The 18,915-nt window shown below is 70.7% G+C and carries 17 protein-coding genes and 3 tRNA genes; 11 read left to right on the top strand and 9 right to left on the bottom strand.

Going from position 1 to position 18,915, the window contains the following annotated elements:
* Window positions 1-121 precede the first annotated feature (121 nt).
* From ACLQ3F_RS19170 to ACLQ3F_RS19150, 5 genes are all read right to left on the bottom strand, one after another.
* Window positions 122-1,009 carry a carbohydrate ABC transporter permease gene (locus ACLQ3F_RS19170; RefSeq protein ID WP_355004735.1) on the bottom strand — a complete coding sequence of 296 codons (888 nt, stop codon included), beginning with the start codon at window positions 1,007-1,009 and terminating at the stop codon, window positions 122-124.
* Window positions 1,010-1,020: 11 nt separating this feature from the next.
* A complete protein-coding gene (locus ACLQ3F_RS19165) occupies window positions 1,021-1,977 on the bottom strand; it encodes a carbohydrate ABC transporter permease (protein WP_355004734.1) in 957 nt (318 codons plus the stop codon).
* A gap of 87 nt (window positions 1,978-2,064) precedes the next feature.
* A complete protein-coding gene (locus ACLQ3F_RS19160) occupies window positions 2,065-3,444 on the bottom strand; it encodes an ABC transporter substrate-binding protein (RefSeq protein ID WP_425850504.1) in 1,380 nt (459 codons plus the stop codon).
* 333 nt (window positions 3,445-3,777) lie between these two features.
* Window positions 3,778-4,782 (bottom strand): LacI family DNA-binding transcriptional regulator, encoded by a 1,005-nt coding sequence (locus ACLQ3F_RS19155; protein WP_357203091.1) that lies wholly within the window; start codon window positions 4,780-4,782, stop codon window positions 3,778-3,780.
* 80 nt (window positions 4,783-4,862) lie between these two features.
* Window positions 4,863-6,350, bottom strand: coding sequence for a dihydrolipoyl dehydrogenase family protein (locus tag ACLQ3F_RS19150; protein WP_425850502.1), 1,488 nt, complete (start codon window positions 6,348-6,350; stop codon window positions 4,863-4,865).
* An 81-nt stretch (window positions 6,351-6,431) separates the two neighbouring features.
* Here ACLQ3F_RS19150 and ACLQ3F_RS19145 point away from each other — a divergent pair, with 81 nt between their 5' ends.
* Window positions 6,432-7,508, top strand: a complete 1,077-nt coding sequence (locus ACLQ3F_RS19145; protein ID WP_425850500.1) for a serine hydrolase domain-containing protein — start codon at window positions 6,432-6,434, stop codon at window positions 7,506-7,508.
* On the opposite strand, the gene ACLQ3F_RS19140 is transcribed toward ACLQ3F_RS19145, so the two are convergent.
* A complete protein-coding gene (locus ACLQ3F_RS19140; RefSeq protein ID WP_425850497.1) occupies window positions 7,509-8,834 on the bottom strand; it encodes a cryptochrome/photolyase family protein in 1,326 nt (441 codons plus the stop codon). It lies immediately after the preceding gene.
* On the bottom strand, window positions 8,831-9,754 hold the full coding sequence (locus ACLQ3F_RS19135; protein ID WP_357257564.1) for a phytoene/squalene synthase family protein: 924 nt from the start codon (window positions 9,752-9,754) through the stop codon (window positions 8,831-8,833). Before ACLQ3F_RS19135 ends, ACLQ3F_RS19140 begins: the two co-directional genes overlap by 4 nt.
* A gap of 65 nt (window positions 9,755-9,819) precedes the next feature.
* Here ACLQ3F_RS19135 and ACLQ3F_RS19130 point away from each other — a divergent pair, with 65 nt between their 5' ends.
* From ACLQ3F_RS19130 to ACLQ3F_RS19095, 8 genes are all read left to right on the top strand, one after another.
* Window positions 9,820-10,962, top strand: a complete 1,143-nt coding sequence (locus ACLQ3F_RS19130; protein ID WP_357257562.1) for a polyprenyl synthetase family protein — start codon at window positions 9,820-9,822, stop codon at window positions 10,960-10,962.
* Window positions 10,963-10,990: 28 nt separating this feature from the next.
* Window positions 10,991-12,472, top strand: coding sequence for a phytoene desaturase family protein (gene crtI / locus ACLQ3F_RS19125; RefSeq protein ID WP_357203073.1), 1,482 nt, complete (start codon window positions 10,991-10,993; stop codon window positions 12,470-12,472).
* Complete coding sequence (idi, locus tag ACLQ3F_RS19120) at window positions 12,469-13,089, top strand: isopentenyl-diphosphate Delta-isomerase (RefSeq protein ID WP_355004726.1); 621 nt, start codon at window positions 12,469-12,471, stop codon at window positions 13,087-13,089. The genes crtI and idi overlap by 4 nt, the downstream gene beginning before the upstream one ends.
* Window positions 13,079-14,023: a MerR family transcriptional regulator gene (locus ACLQ3F_RS19115; protein ID WP_357203107.1), complete on the top strand. Its 945-nt coding sequence runs from the start codon at window positions 13,079-13,081 to the stop codon at window positions 14,021-14,023. The genes idi and ACLQ3F_RS19115 overlap by 11 nt, the downstream gene beginning before the upstream one ends.
* 75 nt (window positions 14,024-14,098) lie before the next feature.
* The gene (locus ACLQ3F_RS19110) at window positions 14,099-14,881 is read left to right on the top strand and encodes a polysaccharide deacetylase family protein (protein ID WP_357203068.1); all 783 of its coding nucleotides are present in this window, start codon (window positions 14,099-14,101) and stop codon (window positions 14,879-14,881) included.
* A gap of 154 nt (window positions 14,882-15,035) precedes the next feature.
* A tRNA-Glu gene (locus tag ACLQ3F_RS19105) sits at window positions 15,036-15,108 on the top strand.
* Window positions 15,109-15,160: 52 nt separating this feature from the next.
* Window positions 15,161-15,234, top strand: a tRNA-Asp gene (locus ACLQ3F_RS19100).
* Window positions 15,235-15,333: 99 nt separating this feature from the next.
* Window positions 15,334-15,407, top strand: a tRNA-Phe gene (locus ACLQ3F_RS19095).
* A gap of 209 nt (window positions 15,408-15,616) precedes the next feature.
* On the opposite strand, the gene ACLQ3F_RS19090 is transcribed toward ACLQ3F_RS19095, so the two are convergent.
* The gene (locus tag ACLQ3F_RS19090; protein WP_425850492.1) at window positions 15,617-16,834 is read right to left on the bottom strand and encodes a hypothetical protein; all 1,218 of its coding nucleotides are present in this window, start codon (window positions 16,832-16,834) and stop codon (window positions 15,617-15,619) included.
* Between the two features lie 156 nt (window positions 16,835-16,990).
* Between ACLQ3F_RS19090 and ACLQ3F_RS19085 the strand changes: the two genes are divergently transcribed.
* Entirely contained in the window at window positions 16,991-17,518 is a 528-nt protein-coding gene (locus tag ACLQ3F_RS19085; protein ID WP_355004723.1) for an SRPBCC family protein, read from the top strand.
* Window positions 17,519-17,530: 12 nt separating this feature from the next.
* Here ACLQ3F_RS19085 and ACLQ3F_RS19080 read toward each other — a convergent pair whose 3' ends face one another.
* A complete protein-coding gene (locus ACLQ3F_RS19080; RefSeq protein WP_425850489.1) occupies window positions 17,531-18,235 on the bottom strand; it encodes a DUF2786 domain-containing protein in 705 nt (234 codons plus the stop codon).
* 129 nt (window positions 18,236-18,364) lie between these two features.
* Between ACLQ3F_RS19080 and ACLQ3F_RS19075 the strand changes: the two genes are divergently transcribed.
* Complete coding sequence (locus ACLQ3F_RS19075) at window positions 18,365-18,805, top strand: hypothetical protein (RefSeq protein WP_425850487.1); 441 nt, start codon at window positions 18,365-18,367, stop codon at window positions 18,803-18,805.
* Window positions 18,806-18,915: the final 110 nt, after the last annotated feature.

Below are 18,915 nucleotides of genomic sequence, written 5' to 3'. Positions count from 1 at the left end.
GACTTCTGTCAGCTGTGGACACGAGCACCTGCTTTCTGCGTCAGTACGTCGGCGGGTTCGCCGGACCTGGTCATGTGTCGGGCGAACGGTCGTTGTTCGCCGCGGAAGGATGCGGTGGTGGTTATCCCTTGATGCTGCCCGTGGTCAGACCGGACATGATGTTCCGTTGGAAGATCAGGAAGATGATGACCGTCGGGATCGCGGCGATGACCGACGCGGCGATCACCACGTTCATCGGTGTGCCGCCGGCGAAGGTGTAGATGCCGACGCTCACCGTCCGGGTCTCGGGCGAGGGCATGACCAGCTTCGGCCAGAGGAAGTCCTTCCACACCGCCGTCACGGCGAAGATCGAGACGACGCCGAGGATGGGACGCGACAGCGGCAGGATGATCGACCAGAGCGTACGCAGCGACGACGCCCCGTCCATGAGGGCGGCGGCCATCAGCTCCTCGGGGATCGAGTCGAAGAACCGCTTCAGCAGGAAGATGTTGAACGCGTTGGCGACCATCGGCAGCCAGATGGCGAACGGCGAGTCCAGCAGGTTGATGTGCAGGATCGGCAGGTCGAGCACCGTCACGTACTGCGGCACGATGAGGACCATCGCCGGGATCATCAGCGTCGCCAGCATCAGGCCGAGGATCGCGTTGCCGAAGATCGGCCGGAGCTTGGACAACGAGTACGCCGCCGCGCTGTCGAAGACCAGTTGGAACAGCACCGCGCCGATCGCGTAGTAGAAGGTGTTGAACAGCAGCTTGGCGAGGGCCAGGTTGTTCCAGGCGTCGATGTAGTTCTGCGGCTGCGGGTCCTTCGGGAACAGCGAGGGTGGGGTCTGCGCGATCTCCTGGCCGGACTTGAGCGCGCCGGTGACCATCCAGTAGAGCGGGCCGAGGAACACGAGGGTGAACCCCGCCACGACGATGACCAGCAGCGTCCAGTAGATGACCTTGCCGCGCCCCCGGCTCAGCTGGGAGTGGGAGATGAGGGTCCGGGTTCCGGAATCCTGTGCCATTCCTCGCCGTCCTAGTCCTGTTTCGCAGTCAGCCGCACGTACACGGCGGAGAAGCCGGCCAGCACCACGAGCATGATCACGCCCAGCGCGGCGGCGCCGTTGAGGTCGTTCTGGAAGAACCCGTGCTGGTAGATGAGGTACGCCACCGAGGTCGCGGAGTCCTCCGCGCCCGCACCGTTGGCGAGGATCAGGGGCTCGATGAAGAGCTGCATGGTGGCGACGATCTGGAGCATCGCCAGGAGCGCGAGGATGAGCCGGGTCTGCGGGATCGTGACGTGCACGATCCGCCGCCAGATCCCGGCGCCGTCCAGCTCGGCGGCCTCGTAGAGCTCGCCGGGGATGTTCTGCAACGACGCCAGGTAGATGAGCACCGCGCCGCCCATGTTCATCCAGGTCGACGCGACCACCATGGCCGGCATCGTCATCTCGGGCGACTGCATCCACTGCGAGGTGGGCAGGTGCAGCGCCTTGAGGATCGCGTTGAAGAGCCCGGCCTCGCTGGGGTCGTACGCGTAGAACTTGAAGAGGAACAGCGCCGAGGCCGGCGGCAGCATCACCGGCAGGTAGACCAGGATCCGCAGGTACCCCTTGGCGTGGCGGAACTCGTTGAGCAGGATCGCCACGAAGAACGGCACCACGTAGCCGAGGGCGAGCGCGAGCACAGTGAAGTAGAAGGTGTTCTGCCAGGCCGTCCAGAAGCTCGGGTCGGCGATGATGCGGGAGTAGTTGTCCCAGCCCACCCAGGTGGTCTCGCCGCGCCGGGTCCGCTGGAAGCTCATGACGATGCCACGGATCATCGGGTACCAGGAGAAGACGACGAAGCAGAGCACCGCCCCGATCAGGAACGCGTGACCGGTCAGGTTGTCCCGTACCTTGCGGCCGAGGCTGGTGCGCTGCGGCCTCGCCGAGTACGGCGACGGCGGGCGGCCCGGTTTCCTGCGGGTCTCCGGGACGGTGGTGATCGCCAAGGCAACTCCTGGGTGAGTCGGTGACGTCGACGGCGCGGGGTGGGGAGTGTGGGGGCCGGGTCGGCGTACCGGCCCCCACACGATCGGTCAGCTCTCGGCGGCGAGGAGCTGGTTGACCTTCTCCTCGGCGGTCTTGAGCAGTGCGTCGATGTTCGAGTTCGGGTTGGTCAGCACACCCGACATCGCGGCATCGAGCACCGCGTAGACGGCCTGCGCGTTGCGCGGCTCACCCTTGATCGGAACCGGGGTCGCCTCGAAGAGCGCGAAGTTCGTCGTGTCGACGTTCGCGTTCGCCTTACGCAGCTCCAACTCCTGCTTCTGCGCGTCACTGCCGTTGGCGAAGAGCAGCGGCTGGGGCAGACCCACCGGGTAGTTCTGCGGCTTGGCCCGGACGTAGTCGAACTGGCCCTTGCCCGGGGTGAGCTTCTGGTACGCGACCCACTTCAGACCGGCCTTGACCTGCTCGGGAGAGAGGTCCTTCTTGAAGAAGTAGCCCTCGCCACCACCGAGCGTCCCCTTCGCCGCGCCGTCCTGGCCGGGCAGCGGAGCCATCGCCCAGTCCTGGAACTTGCCCTGGAACTGGCTGACGATCGCCTGGGTGGCGTCCGGCGCGCCGATGAACATGCCGACCTTGCCCGCGCCGGCGTTCGTCAGCAGGTCACCCCACTGAAGCAGCTGACGGGCGCCCATGCTGTTGTCGCCGTACCGCATGTCCTTGAGGTTCTGCAGGACCTGCTTGCCCATGGGGTTGTTGAAGTCGGCCTTCTTGCCGTCCTCGCTCAGCACCTTGCCGCCCTGCGAGTAGAGCAGGGAGGTGAAGTGCCAGCCGCCGGTGTTGCCGGCGCTGTACTCGGAGTAACCGGCGATGCCGTTGCCGAGCGCGGAGATCTTCTTGGCGGCGGCACGGACCTCGGCCCAGGTCTTCGGCGGGCTGTTCACGTCCAGCCCGGCCTGCTGGAACAGGGCCTTGTTGTAGACCAGACCCATCGAGTAGTTCTTCACCGGAACGGCGTAGAGCTTGCCGCCGTCGGTGAAGACCTCCTTGAGCGCGGGGTCGACGCTGTCCCAGGTCGGGACGGTGTCCTTGTTGGCGTACTGGCTGATGTCCATCGCCTGACCGGAGTCGAGCACCTGCTGGAGATCGGTCATGTACCCGTAGAACACGTCGGTCACGGTGCCGCCGGCCAGGCGGGCGGTGAAGTCCGGCGGGTTGTTGCACTGCTCGCCGACGCTGACGCTCTTGATGGTGATGTCCGGGTTCTGCTTCTGGAACTCGACGACGTCGTCGTTCCAGTTCTTCAGCAGCTCCTTCTGAGCGCCGACCGGCTGACAGTCGACAGTGATGGTGACCTTGCCGCTGGCGTTCGAGCCCTTGTCGTCGCTCTTCGTGGAGCATGCCGTGAGGCTGAGCCCCAGGCCGGCCACGAGCGCAACCGCCGCAGCCTTTCGGTAGTGCGGTACGGACATCTGTCCATCCCTTCGGGAACGGGTGACTCCAATGACCTTCGCTGATCTGCAGTGATACGACCTGACGCCCAGTAGCTGCGTCGGAGCCAGGTGTGAGTGGAGTCACTGTAACGAGGCCGACTCATTTCGGCAAGGTATCGACGCTGTTCCGAAAGGACACGACGTGGTTACGACAGATGTTGGCAAGACGCTGAAAGACGCCCGACTTGTTGCCTATTGATGGCCTATGACCGGTCATTCGGACCGGTCGATGCCGACGGCGGCGAGCAACGACGAAAACGGCCGCCGACCGCGAGAGGCGGTCGACGGCCGAAGCGTCGTTCGGTGTGGTGCCTAGCGGCCGGGGGCGGGCGCTGTGGAACCCCGCACCACCAACTCCGGCTCGAACAGCAGCTCGTCCTGGAGGACGCCGGCACCCTCGATCTGGGTGACCAGCAGATCCACGGCGGCCTGCCCCATCGTCTCGATCGGCTGCCGCACAGTGGTCAACGGCGGATCGGTGCACGTCATGAAGGCGGAGTCGTCGAAACCCACCACCGACACGTCAGCCGGAACCGAACGTCCCAGCCGGCGGGCCGCCCGGATCGTGCCCAGCGCGAGCACGTCACTGGCGCAGATGATGCCGGTCACGCCCCGCTCGACCAACTTCGTCGCGGCGACCCGCGCTCCCTCCAACGAGAAGCTGGAGCGCTCGACGCACTCGGCGTCGCCCTCGCCCCAGCCGGCAGCCTGGGTCATCGCGTCGAGCTTGCGCCGGGACGGCACATGCCCCTCCGGGCCCAGCACCATGCCGATGCGTTCGTGCCCGAGCGAGCGCAGGTGACCGTACGCCTGCTCCACCGCCACCGCGTCGTCGGTGGAGACCCGAGGGAACCCCAACTCGTCAACGCCGGCGTTGACCAGCACCACCGGAAGGCCCCGGTCGGTGAGCCGACGGTAGTGGTCGTGTCGGGCGTCGGTGAGCGCGTACGAACCGCCAGCGAAGATCACCCCGGAGACCTGGTGGTCGAGGAGCATCTCCACATAGTCCATCTCGGAGACGCCGCCGATGGTGCGGGCACAGAGCGCCGGGGTGTAGCCGCGCTGGGCGAGAGTGCCGGTGACCACCTCGGCCAGCGCCGGGAAGATCGGGTTCTGCAACTCGGGCAGCACCAGCCCGACCAGCCGGGCGCGCTCGCCGCGCAGCTTGGTCGGCCGCTCGTAACCGAGCACGTCCAGCGCCGTGAGCACTGCGGTGCGGGTCGCCTCGGAGACCCCGTCACGGCCGTTGAGCACCCGGCTGACGGTGGCCTCGCTGACGCCCGCCTTCTTGGCAACTTCAGTCAACCGCTTGGTCACGGCCGCAATGGTACGTCACCTTCATGAAAGAAATGAACAGCAAAATGCGCTGCGCTTGCTGCCCACCGGCGGATCTGAGGTCAGGACAGGTCCTGTAGAGCGGTTTCGATGGCCCTGTGGAAGGTCGGGTACGCGTAGATCATGTGCCGGAGCTGACTCAGCGGCACCGCCGCGTGCACCGCCACCACCAGCGCGGACAGCACCTCGCCGCCGGCCGGGCCGGCCGAGGTCGCGCCGATCAGCACGCCCTGGTCGGCGTCCGCCACGACCTTGATGAAACCGTCGTCGCCGACCCGGTGGATCCAGCCCCGCGTCGAACTGCTCAGTTTGGTGAAACCGACCTGCACGTTGATGCCGCGGTCACGGGCCTGCTGCTCGGTGAGCCCGACCGCGCCGATCTCGGGATCGGTGAAGGTCACCCGGGGCAGCGCGCGGTAGTCGGCTCGCGGGATGGTGCCTGCTGACCCGCTCGATCCGCTGGCGGCCAGCGAACTGGACGCGCCCATCGCTCCGCCGACCACGCTGGAGGTGCCGCTGGCGTCCGCGCCCGCCTTCGCCTGCCGAGCGCGGGCCAGGATGTCGGCGATCACAATCCCCGCCTGGTACATGGCGATGTGCGTGAAGGCACCCTCGCCGGTGATGTCGCCGACCGCCCAGACGTGGTCGGTGACGTGCAGACGGTCGTCCACCGGGAGGTAACGCTGGCTGGCGTCCAGGCCGATCGTGTCCAGGCCCAGCTCGGCGAGGTGGGCCTTGCGGCCGGTCACCACCAGCAGCCGGTCGGCGGTGAACTCCGCGCCGCCGCCACCATGCAGGGTGAATCTGGTCCCGTCGTGCTCGACCCGTTCGGCGCGTACCCCGGTGTGGATCTCCACGCCGTCCCCGCGCAGCGCCGCGGCGGCGACCTCGGACGCCTCGGGTTCCTCGATGGCCAGCACACGGTCGAGCGCCTCGACCACTGTGACCCGGACCCCGAAGCGGGCGAAGACCTGCGCCAACTCCAGGCCGATCGCGCCGCCGCCCAGCACGAGCAGCGTCTTTGGCAGCTCCTCGACCTCGATCGCCTGGTGGTTGGTCCAGTACGGCGTGTCGGCCAGGCCGTCGATCGGCGGCACCGACGGGCGGGTGCCGGTGCCCAGCACCACCCCGTGTCGGGCCTCGAACACCTGGTCACCGACGCGGACCCGGCGTGGACCGTCGAGCCGACCGCTGCCCCGCACGAGTCGGCCACCCTTGCCGATGAACCGCTCCGCCGCGACAGTGTCGTCCCATGTGTCGGTGGCTTCCTCGCGGATCCGCTTCGCCACCGGTGCCCAGTCCGGCTGGACCTGGGCCGTCCCGGCGAGCCCGTCGACCCGGCGAGCCTCGGCGAGCGCGTTTGCGGCTCTGATCATCATCTTGCTCGGGATGCAGCCCCAGTACGGGCATTCCCCGCCGACGAGATCCCGCTCGACGCCGATCACGCTCAGGCCGGCCTCGGCAAGTCGCTCGGCCACCTCCTCGCCGCCGACCCCGAGCCCGACCACGACCACATCCACCAGCTCCGGTTCCGCCACACCGAACAGCATCCCCCAGCGACACCACCCCAACCACCGGGGTCGCCGGAAAAGTCGGCACGCGCACCGGGCCCGGACGCCTACCGTGGCCGGATGCACGCACGCTTCGCTCCGGTCCGGGACTGCTTCCACGACCTGCTCGCCTCCGGCCGGGAAACCGGTGCCGCCCTGAGCATCTGGTACGACGGGCAACCGGTCGTGGACCTGACCGGCGGCTCCCGCAGCGGCCACGGGCCGGGCGGCGAGCCGTGGCTGCCGGACTCGCTGGTGAACGTCTACTCGGTGGGCAAGCCGGTGGCCGCGCTCTGCCTGTTGCTGCTCGTCGACCGGGGAGCCGTCGACCTCGACGCGCCAGTGGACCGGTACTGGTCGGAGTTTCACACTCCCGCCACAGTGCGTCAGGTGTTGTCGCACACCGCCGGGCTGCCGGCCTTCCCGGTGCCCCGACCGACCACCGCGATCGCCGACTGGGCGCTGCTCACCGGCGACCTGGCCGCCGCCGACCCGGAGTGGTCGCCGGGCACTGTCGCCGGGGAACACGCCTGGACGTACGGGCACCTGGTGGGCGAGGTGGTCCGCCGCGTCGACGGGCGGTCGGTGGGCCGTTTCCTGGCCGAGGAGATCGCCGACCGGTGGCAGCTCGACCTCGGCTTCGGGCTGACCGAGGCGGACCAGTCGCGCTGCGCGGACCTGCGGTACGGCGACCCGGAGTGGCCGACCCGGGCGCTCGGTGAGCCGGGCTCGCTGCGGGCGCGGGCGCTGGGCAACCCGGCCGGCGGGCTGGACCTGGCCGTCCTGAACCGCCCACTGTGGCGCGGTGCCGAGATGCCGGCCGTCAACCTGCACGCCACCGCTCCCAGCCTGGCCCGGCTCTACGCCGGCCTGCTGGCCGGTGGTGTCCTGGACGGGGTTCGGCTGTTCAGCCCGGGTCTGATCGCGGAGGCGACCCGGGTCCAGTACGACGGACCGGACCTGGTGTTGGACCGCGACGCCCGCTGGACGTTGGGTATGCAACGGGAGCCGGACGGCAGCTGGGGCATGGGCGGCATCGGCGGCAGCAGCGCGTGGGCCGACCCCGATCGGGGCTACACCTTCGCGTACGCCACGGCGCACCTCGCCGAGCACGACCGGGTCGACGAACTGGTCGAGGTGTTGCACTCGGTGCTCTGATCAGCGCAGCCAGACGGGGTCGGTGCCGGGCACCGAGAGGGGCGGCGGGTAGTCGAGCGTCTGGCGCAGGGCCTCGGGCAGTCGCCACGGTTGGTGGACGGCCTTGCCCTGCACCGCGGCCAGCTCCGGCACCCACCGGCGCACGTAGTCGCCGTCCGGGTCGTACCGTTCGGCCTGCCGGACCGGGTTGAACCCCCGGTAGGGCTTCGTGTCGTTGCCGGTGCCGGCGACCCACTGCCAGTTGCCGGAGTTGTTCGCCACGTCCCCGTCGAGCAGCCAGCGGAAGAAGACCGCCACCCCGGACCGCCAGTCCTGCCCGAGGTGCTTGGTCAGGTAGCCGGCGGTGATCAGGCGGGCCCGGTTGTGCATCCAGCCCTGGGCCAGCATCTGCCGCATCCCGGCGTCGACGATCGGCATCCCGGTGCGTCCCTCGGTCCAGGCCGCCAACGCGTCGTCGTCGTAGCGCCACTGCTCGGTGGCACCCCGCCGGTACGCCGCGGTCGAGATCTCCGGGAAGGCGGCGGTGACCTGGTAGTAGAAGTCCCGCCAGCAGAGCTGCCGGACGAACGGGCCGGACCGGTCGCCGGCGCGGTTGGCCACCGCCAGCGGCGACACGCAGCCGAAGCGCAGGTACGGGCTGAGCCGGGAGGTGTCGTCGCCGGCCATGTCGTCGTGCTGATCGCCGTACCGGTTCAGGTCGGGCAGCCAGTCGGTGAGCCGCTGGCGGGCGACCCGCTCGCCTCCGATGGCCGCGTCGGGCGAGTCGCCGCTCGGCAGCGCCGGCAACCGACCCACGCGTACCCGGTCGGGCAGCGCGATCCGCCGAGGCGCGGCCAGCTCCTCGCGCCACCGGTTGGCCGCCCAGGCTCGGTGGTACGGGCTGAACACCCGGTAGTGGTCGCCGCCGCCACCGGGGCGCAACGCGCCCGGCTCGACAACCGTCAACCCGGGAAACAGGCGCAGGTGCAGCCCATGCCGCTCACACTCGGCGCGTAGTCGCCGCTCCCGGCGGCCGGCGTAGTGGCTGACGTCGGCCGAGAGCGCGACGGCGGTGGCCCCGACCTCGTCGGCCAGCCGGATCGTCTCGGCCACCGGGTCGCCGTGCCGGACCACAAGGTCGCCGCCACGCTCACGGAGTTGGTCGCGCAGGTCGGCGAGGGCCTGGTGCAGGAAGCGGGTGCGGTTGGCGGAGAGGTCGGCCAGCGCCGGGTCGAGCACGTACAGCGGAACCACCTGGTCGAACGCCGCACAGGTGGTGGCCAGCGCCGGGTGGTCGTTCACCCGCAGGTCGCGGGTGAAGAGCACGATCGCCGTACTCGCGGTCACCGGCTCTCCGGCTCGATCGTCGGCCCGGGGATGACGACCGGCGTACCCGTCGAGGTGAGCAGGGCCCGCGCGGCCACCGCCATCCGTCGCCGCTGCGGCACCAGGGCCCGCTGGACGAAGACGTCATAGTCCTGCGCGGCCACCTCGTCGAGGATGCCGCCATAGAGGGCGTACGCGGTGCGCATGCAGGCCTGCGAGGCGGGCGCCAGCATGGTGATGCCCGGCGCGGCGGCGGCGTAGTGCGCCTGGGCGCGGGTCACCTCGTACTCGATCAGCTCGCGGATCCGGGGGGTGACGCGGCCCCGGGCGCGGGCCTCGGCCAACTCCTCGCGGGTGACCCCGAACTTCGCCATGTCCTCGTCCGGCAGGTAGGTGCGGCCCCGGTCGAGGTCCTCGGCGACGTCCCGGATGAAGTTGGTGAGCTGGAAGGCGAAGCCGAGTTGCCGGGCCGGCTCCCGGGCTGCCACCGGGTCGGAGCTGCCCAGGATCGGCAGCATCATGGTGCCGATGACCGCCGCCGAGCCCTCCATGTAGTCGAGCAGGTGGTCGTAGGTCGGGTACGCGGTGACGGTCAGGTCCATCGCCATGCTCTTCAGAAACGACGCAAAGTCGTCCCGGTCGAGATCGAAGACGGCGATCGTGTGCAGCACCGCCGGCAACAGTGGGTCGTCGACCGGCGCACCGTGCAGACCGGCCACGAACTGGCTGGCCCAGCGGTCCAGCAGAGCGGCCCGCTCGGCCGGCGGCAGGGCCTCGGTGCTGTCGACGATCTCGTCCGCGTAGCGCGTGAACCCGTAGAGGGCGTGCACATGTCGTCGTTTCCACGCGGGAAGCAGGCGGGTGGCGAGATAGTAGGTGCGGCCGTGGCGTTTGTGCAGCTCACGGCACCGGTCATAGGCAGCGGTGAGATCAGTTTCCACCGGGCCCTCCTCCATTATCGACGCACCAATCGACGCAACTCGTAGCCTAGGGTACGCTTAGCCGCATGGCCAACGACGCAGTAGCGGGCAACGTGACCCGCGTGGCGCCGGCAGGGCCGGCCGACGGAGACGATCCGGTCCGCGCCGTTCTGGCTGCTTACACCCACGATCTGGTGACGGCGGTCGATGAAACCCTTGACACTTTCCTCACCGCCGAGGTCGACGCCCTCAACGAGATCGACGCGTCGATGGGCAGCTTCGCCGCCACCGCGCGAGAAGCCGTCCTGACCGGCGGCAAGCGGATCCGGTCCACGTTCGCCTACTGGGGCTGGCGTGGGGCCGTCGGCGGCACCGCGGCGCTGCCACCGGTGCTGCCCGCGCTGGCCGCGCTCGAGCTGCTGCACACCTTCGCGCTGGTGCACGACGACGTCATGGACGCGTCCACCACCCGCCGTGGCCGGCCCACCGCCCACGTCGCGCTCGCCGAACAGCACGTCGCCGCCGGCCACCGGGGAGATCCCGGCCGGTTCGGTGAGGCCGTCGCCGTGCTCATCGGCGACCTCTGCATGGTCTGGGCCGACCAGTTGCTGGCCCACGCCTCGGTGCCGTCGAGCCGGCTCTTCGAGGTGCGCCGCTGCTACGACCAGATGCGGGTCGAGACGGTCGCCGGGCAGTATCTCGACGTGCTCGGTGAGAACGACCCGGCCAGCTGGTCGGTCGACCGGGCACTACGGGTGGCCCGCTACAAGACCGCCAGCTACACAGTCCAGCGACCACTGCTCTTCGGCGCCTGCCTGGCCGGGGTGCCCGCCGACGACCCGCTGGTCTCCGCGTACTCCCGCTACGGCCTGGCTGTCGGCGAAGCGTTCCAGCTCCGCGACGACCTGCTGGGCGTCTACGGCGACCCGGCGGCCACCGGCAAACCGGCCGGGGACGACCTGCGCACCGGCAAGCCGACCACGCTGCTCACGCTGGCCCGTGAACTGGCCACCCCGGCCCAGCTCGCGGCGTTGGAGCGGGCCGCCGACGGATCGGTCGACACATTCGCCGAGCTGGTCGCCGAGACCGGCGCGGTGACCCGGGTGGAGCAGATGATCGCCGAGCGGGTCAGCGACGCGCTGGCCGCGCTCGACACCGCACCCGTGGACCAGACGGCGCGGACCGCATTGACCGGGCTGGCCACCGCCGCTGCCAACCGGCGGGCCTGATGAGCGACTTGAGCAAGGAGGTGGTCACGTGCGGACGGTGACAGGACGGACGGACCGGGTGGTGGTCGTCGGGGCCGGGCTGGGCGGGCTCGCCTGCGCGCTGCACCTGGCCGGCAGCGGTCGACAGGTGACGGTGCTGGAACGCGAGCCGGTGCCCGGCGGGCGGGCCGGACGCCTCGGCGTGGACGGCTACGAGTTCGACACGGGCCCGACCGTGCTCACCATGCCCGACCTGATCGCCGAGGCGCTCGGCGCGGTCGGCGAGGAGCTGCACGACTGGCTGGACCTGACCCCGCTCGACCCCGCCTACCGGGCGTACTACCCGGATGGCTCGACCCTCGACGTGCTCACCGACACCACCCGGATGGCGGCCGAGATCTCCCGGGTGTGCGGGCCTCGGGAAGCCGACGGCTACCTGCGGTTCGTCGAGTACGCGCGAGAGCTGTGGCGGCTGGAGCGCACCGACTTCATCGAGCGCAACCTGGACGCGCCGACCGACCTGATCACCGGCAACCTGCTCAAGTTGCTCAGCGGCGGGGCTTTCCGACGCCTCCAGACGAAGATCAACCAGTTCTTCCGGGACCCGCGTACCCAGCGGATCTTCTCCTTCCAGGCGATGTACGCCGGCCTCGCGCCACACGACGCGCTGGCCATCTACGCGGTGATCGCGTACCTCGACTCGGTGGCCGGGGTCTACTTCCCACGCGGCGGCATCCACGCGGTCTCCAGGGCGATGGCCGGCGCGGCCGAGAAGCACGGCGTGCAGATCCGGTACGACACCACAGTGACCCGGGTGGAGACCGTCAACGGCCGTGCCACCGGCGTGCTCACCGCCGACGGCGACCTGGTGCCGGCGGACGTGGTGGTGCTCAACCCCGACCTGCCGGTCGCCTACCGGGACCTGCTCCCCGCCGCGCCGCAGCGCCGGCTCACCTACTCGCCGTCCTGCGTCGTTCTGCACGTCGGCTCCCGACAGGCCTATGCGAAGATCGCCCATCACAACATCCACTTCGGGCGCGCGTGGAAGGGCACCTTCGATGAGGTCATCCGACGGGGTGAGCTGATGACCGATCCGTCGCTGCTGGTGACCAACCCCAGCCGGACCGACCCCGCGGTGGCCCCGCCGGACCGACACACCTACTACGTGCTCGCCCCGGTGCCCAACCTGCACCGGGCGCCGTTCGAGTGGCGCGGCGACCTGACCCAGCGCTACACCGACCAGCTCATCGGCACCCTGGAGGAGCGCGGCTACGTCGGCTTCGGCGCCGGGGTCGAGGTGCTCCGGGCGATCACCCCCGCCGAGTGGGAGGAGCAGGGGATGGCCGCCGGCACCCCGTTCGCCGCCGCGCACACCCTCTTTCAGACCGGCCCGTTCCGCCCGTCCAACCTGCACCGCGACCTGTCGAACGTGGTCTTCGTCGGCTCCGGGACCCAACCCGGCGTCGGCGTACCGATGGTGCTCATCTCCGGCAAGCTCGCCGCCGGCCGGATCACCGGGGAAGGCCGATGAGCAGCCGCGAGAAGCACCTTGTCGAGCTGGTCGACGAGACCGGCACGGCCCACGGCGAGACGACCGTCGCGGCCGCGCACCAACCACCGGGGCAGTTGCACCGGGCCTTCTCGGTGTTGCTGGTGGACCCGGACGGCCAGGTGCTGCTCCAGCGCCGAGCCGCCGTCAAGACCCGGTTCCCGCTGCGCTGGGCCAACTCCTGCTGCGGCCACCCGCAGCCTGGCGAGTCGCTCGCCGAGGCGGCCAACCGACGGCTGCGCGAGGAGTTGGGCGCGGGCCCGGTCGAGCTGACCGAGGTCGGAATCTACGTCTACTACGCCGAGGACCCGGCGACCGGTCGGGTCGAGTTCGAGTACGACCACGTGCTGCGCGGCGAGTTCCTGCCCGGCGCTCCGCTGCTGCCCGACCCGGACGAGGTGGCCGAGCTGCGGTGGGCCGACCCCGCCGCGTTGGAGGCCGAGTTGAAGCTCGACCCCCGGTCGTACGCGCCCTGGCTGGGCGGGGTGGTGCACCGGCTGCTCCGCCCCGCGGAGTCCCGGTCGGGCGCAACCGGCCCGGCCATGACGCTGCCCGGATCGTCGGCGGATGACACGGCGGAGCGGTCGGGTGGTCGATGAGGCGCTGAGCGCGGGCGCCGTCGCACGTCGGTTGGGGGTCGCGGTGACGACCCTCCGCACCTGGCACCAGCGCTACGGGCTCGGGCCCAGCGAACACATCCCCGGTCACCACCGCCGGTACACACCCACCGATCTGGCCCGTCTCGAAATCATGCGACGGCTCACCGCCGAGGGAGTGAGCCCCGCCGAGGCGGCCCGCTGGGCCCGCCAGGCACCGGACCCGATGCCCAACGGCACCGTCGCCCCCGCCCGGATCCACCCGACCGGCCGGGACGGCGGCGGCTCCATCCCGGTCGGCCGCGCCGGTCCGGCGGCGCGCGGCCTGGCCCGGGCCGCCATGCGACTGGACACGGCGGCGATCAGCGAGACGATCGCGCACGCCCTGGCCACCAACGGGGTCGTGGCCACCTGGGAGGGCCTGCTGCGCCCGGTGCTCGCCGGCATCGGCGAACGGCACGCCGCCACCGCCGGCCTGATCGAGGTGGAACACCTGATGTCCCGCTGCGTCTCGGAAGCGCTCGCGGCGGCCAGTCGGGCCAAGGTCCCCACCGGGCCGGCCCGGATCCTGCTCTCCTGCGCCGACGAGGAACAGCACACGCTGCCACTGGAAGCGTTGGCGGCAGCTCTCGCGGAAGCCGGTGTCAGCTACCGGATGCTCGGTGCCCGGGTGCCGGTGGCCGCTCTCGTCGAGGCGGTCAACCGGACCGGACCCGCCGCCGTGGTGCTCTGGTCGCACACCCGGGCCACCGCCGACCCGACCCAACTCAGCGCACTGCTCGCTGCCCCCCGGCGCCCGTTGCTGGTGCTCGCCGCCGGCCCCGGCTGGCGAGCCGACACACTGCCCGCCGGGGTGGTGCGGCCGGTCGACCTGGCCGAGGCGGTCTCGCTCTCCGCCGCCGTCCGCGACTCCCTGGACCAGTCGAGGCGTGACTGATCGCACTGTCGCCGGATCGCGGCGTGAACTACCGTCGGGCGGGTCCGCCTACCCCGACCCTCCGGGAGCGAGCACATGCAAGCCCGCGCCATCCTGGCGTCCGTCCTCGCCGTGGCGCTGCTCCTGTCCGGCTGCGCCCAGCCAACCCGCACCATCACACCCGCCGCCGCTCCGAAGCCGGTGGCATCGACACCGCCACCCACCCCGAAACCGCACCCCAGCGTCACCAAGCCGGCCAAGCCGCCACTGCGGCCGCTGCCGGCCAAGCTCCCCTCCGGCCTGGGGCGCAACACCGGCGTACGCCCGGTGGCCCTGACGTTCGACGACGGGCCCAGCCCGGCCTGGACACCCAAGGTGCTCGACCAGCTGAAGGCCGCCAAGGTGACAGCGACCTTCTGCGTCGTCGGTCGCGAGGCACAGCGTCACCCGGAGTTGGTCCGGCGGATCGTCCGGGAGGGACACCAGCTCTGCAACCACAGCTGGCGACACGACCTCGAGCTCGCCCGTCGACCCGTCGGCGAGATCCGGGCCGACCTGGACCGCACCAACAAGGCCATCCAGAAGGCCGTTCCCGGCGCGAAGGTGTCGTTCTACCGGCAGCCCGGCGGCCGGTGGACGTCGGAGGTGGTCAGGGTGGCCAAGGACCTCGGCATGCGTCCACTGCACTGGTCGGTCGACCCGCAGGACTGGGACAAGCCGACCGCAGCCACGATCGGCAAGCGTGTCCACGCCGCCACCCGGCCCGGAGCGATCGTTCTTCTGCATGACGGAGGCGGTGATCGGGCCGCGACACTCGCCGCATGCCCAAAGATGATCGCCGATCTGAAGCAGCGCTTCGGCATCACCCGACTCCACTAGAACCGCTCTGACCTGCTGTTATTGCCCGTCCCAAGCCCTTGCCGACACCGATTTTGTCGACCGACGGAGCATCACGTATGCTTTCGAAGCCTCCGGCGGGGCCGGATGGGAGCAAGTCCGCTTGAAGTTGCGAGTGTGCAATGATGGCGGGGCCGCCCTCATCGTCTAGCGGCCCAGGACGCCGCCCTTTCAAGGCGGTAGCACGGGTTCGAATCCCGTTGGGGGCACGACCGGCGAAAGCCGGGGCAAGGCCGGCGCAAGCCGGAGCAACACAAGCTAGGTCCTGTGGAGCAGTTGGAGTGCTCGCCGCCCTGTCAAGGCGGAGGTCGCGGGTTCAAGTCCCGTCAGGACCGCAGCGCTGACGCCGCGCCCCGCGCGGCGTTCTGCGTATCGGAGCAGGTCGCCTTGCCGCCGGTTCGTCCGGTTGCCGGGTAACATGAGCCGAGCGACACGGCCAGGTAGCTCAGTTGGTACGAGCGTCCGACTGAAAATCGGAAGGTCGGCGGTTCGACCCCGCCCCTGGCCACATAGCCTTTCGCCGGGCTACAGAGATCCCCACCAGCGAATACGCAGGTGGGGATCTTGCTTTGGCGGGCGTGATCAACACGACTTTCTGGAAGTCGCGGGGTCCCGGCTGGCGCGACACCGCGTATTCCAGGAAACCGAGTCGATCATGCCTGCGGTCACCTCCGCATCAGGGCAGCGACGGCGGACATGCCGCACGGCCGCACGGCGTCAGTGGTCGCGGCGACCCTGCGGGCGATGCTGGGCCACGCTGCCCTGGATCGCCTCCCACACGCTGCGTCCGGCCTCTCGCAGCGTCTCCCCCGCCTGCTCGGCGAACTGGGCTGCGCTCTGCGCCGCAGCCTGCGCCGCGCCCGGCAGACCACCGTCGCCGCCACCGGACGGGCTCGGACCCGACCCATCCGACTGCTTGCGGGCCTCTTCGGTGCGACGCGGACCCTCGTGCCGCTGACCTTCCGAGCCATCAGCAGCCGGCGGGCCGGTCTCCGACTCACGGCCCTCCGGACGCTGGCCCTCCGGACGCTGGCCCTCCGGTCGCTGGCCCTCCGCACGCTGGCCCTCCGGACGCTGACCCTGCGGACGCTGGCCCTCCGCACGCTGGCCCTCCGGACGCTGACCCTCCGGACGCTGACCCTCCGGGCGCTGGCCCTGCGGCTGCGCCTGGTCGGCCGGTCCTGGGCCACCGGCTCGCGGTCCAGGACCGCCGGCACCCGGTCCTGAGCCGACCGGGCCAGCCCCGGACCGACCCGCATCCGCCCGACCCGCATCCGGCCGATCCGCATTCGGCCGGTCAGGACCCGGTCGCCCAGAGCCCGGCTGATCCAGCTCCGGGTGATCGAGACCACGGTGATCGAGACCACGGCGATCGGGACCACGGCGATCGGGACCCGTCTGACCAGAGCCCGATGGCCAACCTGGACCAGTCCGGTCGGAGCCCAGCCGGTCGCGGTCGGCCACTGGGCTGGCCGCGCCGACCTGCCGGCTCGGCTCGTCGCGGACGTCGTCCGAGCGTCGACCCGATGCCTTGATCTCCGCTGAGCCTGCGGCCAGCTGCTGGGCACCGCGGTTCATGTCGTCGACGGCGGTGCCGGCCGTGCGCGCGAGCGTCTCGATGATGTGTGGGTTGTGGTCGAGCGTGTCGAGCGCGCGGCCCAGGATCCTGGTCAACTGCTCCAACCGCACCCGCAGCTGCGCCTCGGCGTTCACCCCGTCGATGTTCAACTCACCGCCGTTGAGGTGCACCCGTACGCCGGCGTCGACCTGGAGCAGGTTGGCCACCCGGGCCCGCAGCGACAGGTCGGCCTCCAGACCGTCGACCGCCAGTCGGATGGAGTCGACGGTGACCTTCGGAATGTCGAGCAGGACGTCCGGGTCTGCGGCGTCGTCGACGGTCCGGTCCGGCCCTCGTTGCTGCGCGTTCTCGCTCATGATCTCCCGCCCGCCCGCCCGAAAGTCCCGGTCGTCCGCGCGGTTACCCGCTTTCCGGCCGGGCATCCCGTCCGTGACGACTCGACGACCCTCTGTCTGGAACCGGGCACCGCGCGAAGCTGCACACCGAGGCATCAGCCGGTATGGTCCGGGCCTATGGGACAGGAATTGACTGATCCGGCCGACATCCGGCAGGACGTCGGCCAGTTCTCTCTCCGGTGCAGCGTTCTCGTCCCGGGTGCCGCCGAGCACGCATTCGCGGTCTTCAGCGACGAGCTGACCGACTGGTGGGTCACCGAATACACCTGGTCCGGCCCGGACGCACTGGCCGAGCTGGGCATGGAGCCTCGGGCCGGCGGCATGCTCTACGAGATCGGCCCGTACGGTTTCCGGGCCGACTGGGGCCGGGTGCTCACCTGGGATCCGCCTCGCCGACTGGTCTTCGTGTGGCAGATCGGCCCCGACCGGGCACCGGTGCCGGACCCGGCCCGCGCGAGCGAGGTCGAGGTGCTGTTCCATGCCGAGGGGCCGGAACAGACCCGGCTCGAACTGGAGCACCGGCACTTCGACCGGCACGGCGAGGCTGCCGAGGGTTACCGCAAGGCGCTCACGGCCGGCTGGCACGAGCTGCTCACCCGCTACGTCGCCACGGTGTCGCGCCATCGCCCCAGCACGGCGGCCTGACGGCCTACCGGGTCACCGGCCGAGCCGCCGACCAGCAGCGGCACCGCCGAGGTCCCGACCACCGAGGTTCGCGCGTTCCCCGGCCTCCGCCCCCGAACCGAAGCCGGTGCCGCCCAACCGACGTGGCGCTGCCGTACGCAGCCGTGGGTACTCCTCGGTGAGCCGGCGCTGCACCCGGTCGGACCGGTCGGCCAGCACCAGCGCCACCGACGGGGTCCCCGACTCGCTGGCCGCCGCCGACTCCGCCGCCCAGAGTCGCCCTCCGACCACCTCCGCGAAGCCGGCCAGCCAGGAGCGGCGGAAGGCGGCGGGGTGGTCGTCGGCGGGCACCTCGGTGGCGGCCAGGCCGTGCGCCGCCTGCACGAGCAGTGAGGTGAAGAGCAGGTCGACCCGTTCCAGGTCACTGGCGAAGCCGAAGAGGTGCAGGGCGAAGCCGTTGCCCTGCCGGCGGCGTACGCAGCGGCAGCGCAGCGGCTCGGCCACCGCGGCAAGCAGGCCGACCTTGTCGCGGGCGTACGGGGCGACGACGTCGAGCACCCGATCGCCGACCGGGTCGGTGGTCGGGTCCCGGGCGGCGAGCAGCGCCCGGTCGACGCCGTAGCGGGCGATCAGCTCGGTCGCCTTGGCGGTGAACGCGGCGGACTCGGCCGGCGTGCAGGCCGGGTCCTCGGCCTGGGCCAACAGCTTGCGCACCTTGCTGAGCATGGCCTCGGACATGCCTACAGAGCTACCACACGGGCCGGACATCACCGGGGCCGCGCGGCTATCGATCGATACGTATCATCGTCACGGCCAGATGATCAGTCCGACACGGACCGTTGACCAACTGTTTGGAGGAACGAACGGATGCCATCCCCGACCGCTCGTCTGCTCGCCGTCGCCACGGCCATCGCACTGCTCGCCGTCGGCACGCCCGCCCAGGCGGAGCCGACCACCCCGACCGCGCCGGTCAGCTCCGGGCCGAACGTGTTCGCCCCGCTCGCCACCTGTTACGGCGGGGCGGTCCGGTCGTACTTCGAGACCGGCCGCTACGGCGGCTCAGCCGGCCAGTACCGCACCACGACGCGCTGCCGCGACATCAACGTGCGCAACGCGAGCGTGTACGGCACCGACGCGTGCGTGATCTTCGTCGACAAGACGAGCGCCTGCAACTACTGGACCTACCTGCCGGCCAACTCGGGCTGGATCACGGTGGCGACCGACGTCCGGGACGGCGTCAACTTCCGGGTCCGCTTCGAGAACCTGCGCTACGAGTACGAACCGCTCATCGCGTACCACGCGTTCTGAGCGACCCGCACGGTCGCGGGGGGCCCCCCCCCCCGGTCCCCCCGGCCCGGGGGGCGGGAACGCCCCGCGGCGGCGCCCGGGGGGGCTCGTGGAACCGGCGAGGGGGTGCA

The organism is Micromonospora sp. DT15 (assembly GCF_049841475.1).
Lineage (GTDB): Bacteria > Actinomycetota > Actinomycetes > Mycobacteriales > Micromonosporaceae > Micromonospora.
Note: the sequence above shows the minus strand (reverse complement) of the source record. Positions and strands in the feature narration are given on the sequence as shown.

What these genes read in the sequence shown, in the direction of transcription:
- ACLQ3F_RS19170 (WP_355004735.1), bottom strand. Translation starts at nt 1,009, where the DNA reads ATGGCACAGGATTCCGGAACCCGGACCCTCATCTCCCACTCCCAGCTG.
- ACLQ3F_RS19160 (WP_425850504.1), bottom strand. Translation starts at nt 3,444, where the DNA reads ATGTCCGTACCGCACTACCGAAAGGCTGCGGCGGTTGCGCTCGTGGCC.
- ACLQ3F_RS19150 (WP_425850502.1), bottom strand. Translation starts at nt 6,350, where the DNA reads ATGCTGTTCGGTGTGGCGGAACCGGAGCTGGTGGATGTGGTCGTGGTC.
- ACLQ3F_RS19145 (WP_425850500.1), top strand. Translation starts at nt 6,432, where the DNA reads ATGCACGCACGCTTCGCTCCGGTCCGGGACTGCTTCCACGACCTGCTC.
- ACLQ3F_RS19130 (WP_357257562.1), top strand. Translation starts at nt 9,820, where the DNA reads ATGGCCAACGACGCAGTAGCGGGCAACGTGACCCGCGTGGCGCCGGCA.
- idi (WP_355004726.1), top strand. Translation starts at nt 12,469, where the DNA reads ATGAGCAGCCGCGAGAAGCACCTTGTCGAGCTGGTCGACGAGACCGGC.
- ACLQ3F_RS19110 (WP_357203068.1), top strand. Translation starts at nt 14,099, where the DNA reads ATGCAAGCCCGCGCCATCCTGGCGTCCGTCCTCGCCGTGGCGCTGCTC.
- ACLQ3F_RS19090 (WP_425850492.1), bottom strand. Translation starts at nt 16,834, where the DNA reads ATGAGCGAGAACGCGCAGCAACGAGGGCCGGACCGGACCGTCGACGAC.
- ACLQ3F_RS19085 (WP_355004723.1), top strand. Translation starts at nt 16,991, where the DNA reads ATGGGACAGGAATTGACTGATCCGGCCGACATCCGGCAGGACGTCGGC.
- ACLQ3F_RS19080 (WP_425850489.1), bottom strand. Translation starts at nt 18,235, where the DNA reads ATGTCCGAGGCCATGCTCAGCAAGGTGCGCAAGCTGTTGGCCCAGGCC.
- ACLQ3F_RS19075 (WP_425850487.1), top strand. Translation starts at nt 18,365, where the DNA reads ATGCCATCCCCGACCGCTCGTCTGCTCGCCGTCGCCACGGCCATCGCA.